General features: G+C 72.7%; 2 protein-coding genes and 2 pseudogenes. All 4 read left to right on the top strand.

The features are described 5' to 3' along the window. Nucleotides 1-183 (top strand): annotated as a pseudogene (locus MXD58_RS18665) (hypothetical protein); the annotation flags it as partial. Continuing rightward, nucleotides 180-4,094 (top strand): FxSxx-COOH system tetratricopeptide repeat protein, encoded by a 3,915-nt coding sequence (fxsT, locus tag MXD58_RS18670; protein WP_248837892.1) that lies wholly within the window; start codon nucleotides 180-182, stop codon nucleotides 4,092-4,094. The pseudogene MXD58_RS18665 and the gene fxsT, both read left to right, overlap by 4 nt. Nucleotides 4,095-4,133: 39 nt before the next feature. Further along, the gene (locus tag MXD58_RS18675) at nucleotides 4,134-5,210 is read left to right on the top strand and encodes a hypothetical protein (RefSeq protein ID WP_248837893.1); all 1,077 of its coding nucleotides are present in this window, start codon (nucleotides 4,134-4,136) and stop codon (nucleotides 5,208-5,210) included. A gap of 124 nt (nucleotides 5,211-5,334) precedes the next feature. Continuing rightward, a pseudogene (locus MXD58_RS18680) lies at nucleotides 5,335-5,632 on the top strand (HEXXH motif domain-containing protein); the annotation flags it as partial.

Here is a 5,632-nt window from a genome sequence, read left to right on the forward strand (position 1 = left end):
GAGCCGGCCCGCCTCGCGTCGGTGTCGGCGCAGCGGGCGCGACGGTGGCGCATGAGCGATCCGGACCAGACCCGCCGCCCGATCCTGCGCCGAGCCGGCGCCAGGGCGGAACTGGCCGTCGGAGGGGATCTGGCCGGTGCGGGCGAGCAGTCCCGCCGCGGCGGAGAGGGGCAGGCACGATGACCGAGACCACCGGGGGAGCGGGTGGCTCCGGCGCGCGACCCGCGCCGGCCCGTGCCGCCGCGCAGATCATCACGTTCTACTCGTTCAAGGGCGGCTCCGGGCGCACGATGGCGGTGGCGAACGTCGCCTGGTTGCTGGCGGCGGCGGGGCGGCGGGTCCTCGCCGTCGACTGGGACCTGGAATCCCCCGGTCTGCACCGGTACTTCCGGCCGTTCCTGCTGAACCGGGAACTCGACAGCAGCGACGGCATCACCGAGATGCTCTCCGGGTTCATCCGGGAGATCGACCGGCTGCAGAGCGTGGACCAGCCGGACGAGGCGGCGGCCGTCGCGGCCGTGATCGAGCGGTTCACCGACTTCCGGCCGAACGTCGAGACCATCGAATGGGCCGGCTTTCCCACCGGCGGGCGCATCGACTTCCTCGGGCCCGGCCGGCAGAGCCCGCGCAACGGCAACGGCGCGGTCGGCCTGCCGTGGATGACCCTGTTCGACGATCACGACGGCCGCGCCTACTTCGCCGCGCTGCGCGAGCGGATGCGCCGCGGCGGCTACGACCACGTCCTCATCGACAGCCGCACCGGCACCTCGGACCTGGCAGGCATCTGCACGCTGCTGCTGCCCGACACGGTCGTGGTCGGGTTCGCGCTGAACAACCAGTCCATCGAGGGTGGCGCCGAGGTGGCCCGCCAGATCCGCGCCAGCGAGCGGCCGATCCGGGTGCTGCCCGTCCCGATGCGGGTCGAGGACACCGAGCAGGACAAACACGAGCGGCGCCGGCGGGTGGCCACGCACGCGTTCCGCATGGTGCTCGAGGACCTGTGGGGGCCGAGCCAGGAGGAGCAACGGGCCAACCTGATCAAGCTGGAGATCCCCTACAAGGCGGCGTACGCCTACGAGGAGGTGCTGGCCACCTTCCGCGAGGAGCCGGCGAGCCGCCTCGGGGTGCTCGCCGCCTTCGGACTGCTCACCGAGGCGCTCGCGGGCGAACGGATTGCCATCCGCCCGGTCGCGCCGGACGAGCGGGCGCGGGTGCTGCGGGCGTTCGAGCAGACCGGGCCGCCGCCGCCGGACTCGGTGGCTGTCTTCGCCGCGCCGGAGGACCGGCCGTGGGCGGACTGGCTGGCCGCGGTGCTCGGGACGGCGGGTGTGCGGGTCAGCCGCATCCCGCCGACGGTGCGCGGCGCGGACGACTTCCCCGCCGCCGCCGCGCTGCTCGTCGTCGCCTCACCGCAGTTGGGCCCGGACACCCCTGGTGAGGCCGCGGTGCGCGAGCAGGTACGCGGGCGCGGCGACGCCCTGCGACGGGCGGCCTGCCTCGTCCAGGTCGGCGCGTTCACCCCGGACCGCGACTACGCCGGCGCCGAGGTGCTCGCGCTGATCTCCCTCGACGAACGGGAGGCCGCCGCCGCCGTGCTCGAACATCTCGGCCTGCCCGTCCCGGGCAGCGGGCTCGGCGACCTCGCGACGGTCAGCTCCCGCCACCCCAGCCGCAAACCGTCGGTCTGGTCGATGCCGACAACGTTCACCCAGCCCTTCATCGGGCGGCACAGCCTGCTCGACGCCCTGCGCGAGCAGTTGCTGCCGGGGCGCCGGGCGGTGGGCCCGGTGCCGTTGGTCGGCAGCGACGGCCTCGGCAAGAGCGCCACCGCCGCCGCGTTCGCGCAGCGCTTCGAGTCCGACTACGACATCGTCTACTGGATCCAGGCCGGTGACGAGGCGTCGATCCGCCGCGGCCTGGCCGATCTGGCGCTGCGGCTGCACCCGGACCGCGGGGTCCCCGCCGTCCAGCGTTCGCCCAGCGAACAGCTCGACTACCTCGCCCTCGACGCGCTGCGTCGCGGCGAGCCGTCGTCGCGGTGGCTGCTCGTCTACGACGGTGCCGGGGACCCCGCCGACCTCGACGGCCTGCTGCCCGTGCCCACCCCGACCGGGCACGTCCTGATCACCTCGTCGGCGGAGGGCTGGCGGGATCATCCCGGTGCCCTCTGGCTGGAGCCGTTTCCGGAGCGGGACAGCCGCACGTTCCTGCGGCAGTGGCTGCCCGACGCCGGCGACGACCGGCTCGAACTGCTCGCCAAGCGGCTGGAGAACCGCCCGTCGGGGCTGCGCACCGCGGTGGGGAACCTGCGCCAGGCCTGGCAGAACAGCCCGATCAACGACGAGGCCATCGACGCCTACCTCGCGCGGACGGTCGGCGAGCGCGCCGAGGAGACGACCTGGGCGGCCTCGTTTGACACGCTGCGCTTGGCGGCGAGCCCGGTGCGGCGGGCGGCGGCCCGACTGCTGGAGATGTGCGCGTTCCTGGCGCCCCAGGGCGTCCCGAACGCGCTGCTGGAGTCCGCGGTCATGCTGCGCCGGCTGGCCGCCCACGTGGACGACGTGTCGATCGCCGATCCGACGATGCTCCCGCAGATCTGGGCCGAGCTGCGCCGGCCCCGTCTCGTCGAGCTCGACGTCGGCCCCGGCGGGGAGCTGCGGCTGGCGGACCGCTGGCAACGGTTGCTGCGCGACCGGATGTCACCGGACGAACGGGCCGACACCCGGGCCAGCGTGCTCGGCGTCCTCGCCGAGATCGCGCTGGCCGCCCCCCGCCCCAGCGAGCCGTCGAGCTGGCCGGTGTACCGGATGCTGGAGACCCAGATCGTGCCGGCCAGGGCCATCGACAGCGCGAGTAGCGAGGTCCGGCAGTGGCTCGTCGACCAGGTGTTCGCGATGTGGCGTCTCGGACGCCTCGAGCTCGGCCGCGAACTGGCCGAGCGGGCGCTGACCCGGTGGCGGGAGCTGTTCGGCCCGGACGACCCGCTGACGCTGCGGATGGCGACGAACCTGGGGATCGCGCTGCGCGAGCTCGGCCGCGTCCAGCAGGCCTACACCCTCAACACCGACACCCTCGCCCGCCAGCGGCGACACCTCGGCATCCATCATCGGCACACGCTCATCACGGCGATGAGCTACGGACTCGACCTGCGCGAGCTCGGCCGGTACGCGGCGGCCTCCGCCGAGGAGAGCAGCACCCTGACCGGACTGCGGCGACTGCTCGGCGACAATCATCCCGACTCGCTGATGGCGGCCAGCAACCTCACCTTCTCGATGTTCCTGGAGGGCCGCCCCGGGGAGGCGCTCGCGCTGAGCCTGGACACCCTGCACCGGCTGCGCCAGATCGGCGCCGGCAACTCCGCGCAGTACTGGTGGCTGCAGGTGCGGGTCGGGGTGTGCCGCCGCGAGCTCGGTGATCTCGCGCAGGCCGAGCGGGTACTGCAGGAGGCCGCCACCGGCCTGGCGGACCTGGAGGGCTCCGCCACCCACCTGACGCTGCGGGCCCGCAAGCACCTCGCGGTGGCGCTGCGCCGGGGTGGCAACGCCGACGCCGCGCTGCACCTCACCGACGAGATCCTCGAGCGTTACATCGAGATCTACGGCGACGACGATCTCGGCACGATCGCCTGCCGGCTGAGCCGGGCCGGGCACCTGCACGCCCTCGGTGAGCACCACGAGGCGGCCGTCACAGCCGAGCACTGCCTGCGCGTCTACCTGCGCATCTACGGCTCCGAGCATCCGTTCACCAATATCTGCCGGTCCGACCTGTCGATCTACCTGCGGGCCGACGGTCGCCTCGAGGAGGCGCTCGCCCTCGCCACCCAGGCGCACGCGATCGTCGCCGACGAGTTGTACCTGCACCACCCGTTCGCGCTCGCGACCGGCGTCAACGCCGCCGCCGCCCGGGTCGCCCTCGGCGAGTACGCCCAGGCGCACACGGCCGAGGAGGAACTGCTGCGGGAGGCCGAGATCTCCCTCGACGGCAACCATCCGGTGCTGGTGACACTGCGGGGCAATGTCGGCGCACTGACCACCGGGCACACCGGCGGCCCCCACGGTCACCAGGATGTCGACATCGACATCTCCAGCGTCTGAATCCGGCCCGCCCGCGCGGTCCGATGGAAAGAGGAGCCGATGTCGGCCGAACCCAGTGAATCCCGCGACGCCCATGTTGTCCTCGCCCCGCATATCGGTCCCGAGTACGACCGGATCATCCGGGAAATCCGGCGGACGGTGGACGCCGCCGGCGCCCATCACATCGAGTACTACGACCGCGGCTTACCGGCCGTCGCCGCGGATGTGCTCGGCATTCCCGAACTCGCCGGGAATGTCGCCGGCTCCCGCACCGTGGAACGCGTCCGCCGCGACTTCGAAACGATCGGGCGCCAGCTCAGCCACCGCATGGCGGAACTGAACGCATCACTCCTGGAGATCGCCGGCGGCCGGCTCATCCGCACCGTGTTCGCCGCACCCGACCGGGCCGTGCTGTACTTCGACATCGACGAGGGCCAGTACGTCGTCGGTATCGCCCTCACCGAGGCCTCGGTGGACAACGCCGACCGGGCGCTGTCCGCCATGTCCGCGCGGATCCGCGCCGAGCGGGGCCTGCCCGACGTCAACTTCGGGGGATTTCGCGCCGCCGAAAACGGTACCGGCGTCGACACCCGGCCCTGGGACGAGGGCAGCGAGGACGAGGACAGCGAGGACGAGCGGACGTCCGCCTCGCTGCCCCAGCCGTCCAAGCCGCTGTTCGCCAGCCCCTTCGTCGACCTGGTGCACCGCGCCTGGTCCGCCCAGCGCGACCATCGGGAGGAGCTCTTCCAGGCCCAGGCGCTCAGCGTCCTACAGCCCGCCGACCTGCATTTCATCGCGCTCGTCCGCGGCGGCCGGACCAGTGCCGCGGACCTGCTGGACCACGACAGCCTGAACGCCTTCTTCGTCGGCGCCGGCCGGGCGGCCCGCCGCGACGCCCTGCAGAAAGTCGGCACCGAGTTCCTCGCGCTGAACGATCTGCTCGACGGGCTTCTGCGCTCGGTGCTGAACCGACGGCTGACCCGTACCGTTCTCGATGTGGAGAAAGGCGCGCTGTTTCTCCACCGAATCAGCCGCGAGGAATTTCTGCTCGGTGCCACCTTCGATCAGCGCCAGGTAGCGCGGGCCGACCAGCGGTTTCAGCTCCTCGTGCAGCGTTTCGGTGCCAGCGGCGCCTGAGCGTCGGTCACCGCCGCCCGCGGAAACCGTCGATGGACGGGATCGGCGCACCGGGTGATGGTTATTCTCGGAAGGGGTTCCTGCGTCGCAGGATGCGCACCGGCGTGGTGGAGGCCTTGCTCCGATGGCAGCACACGACTCGACGTTCCGGCCCGTCGAACTGGTCGATCTCAGCGGCTTCGACATCGATCGTCTCGGCGAGCTGGCCGGATCTGACTGCGGCGCGTGGACGCGCCGGGTCGCCGCCTGGATCGGGCACAGCGGCACCCCGCTGTCACCGGCGCTCGCGCGGGTGCTGGGCGGCGCGCCCGACCTCGCCACCGCACCCGCCTCGCTGGGGCTGTACATCGACGTCTCACCCGGGGGCGGCGGCGGGACACACCAGACCCGGCCCGCCGTCGCGCCGACGGACGGTGCGCGGC

Origin of the sequence: Frankia sp. AgKG'84/4, from assembly GCF_023242965.2 — a bacterium.
In the GTDB taxonomy this organism is placed as follows: Bacteria; Actinomycetota; Actinomycetes; order Frankiales; family Frankiaceae; genus Frankia.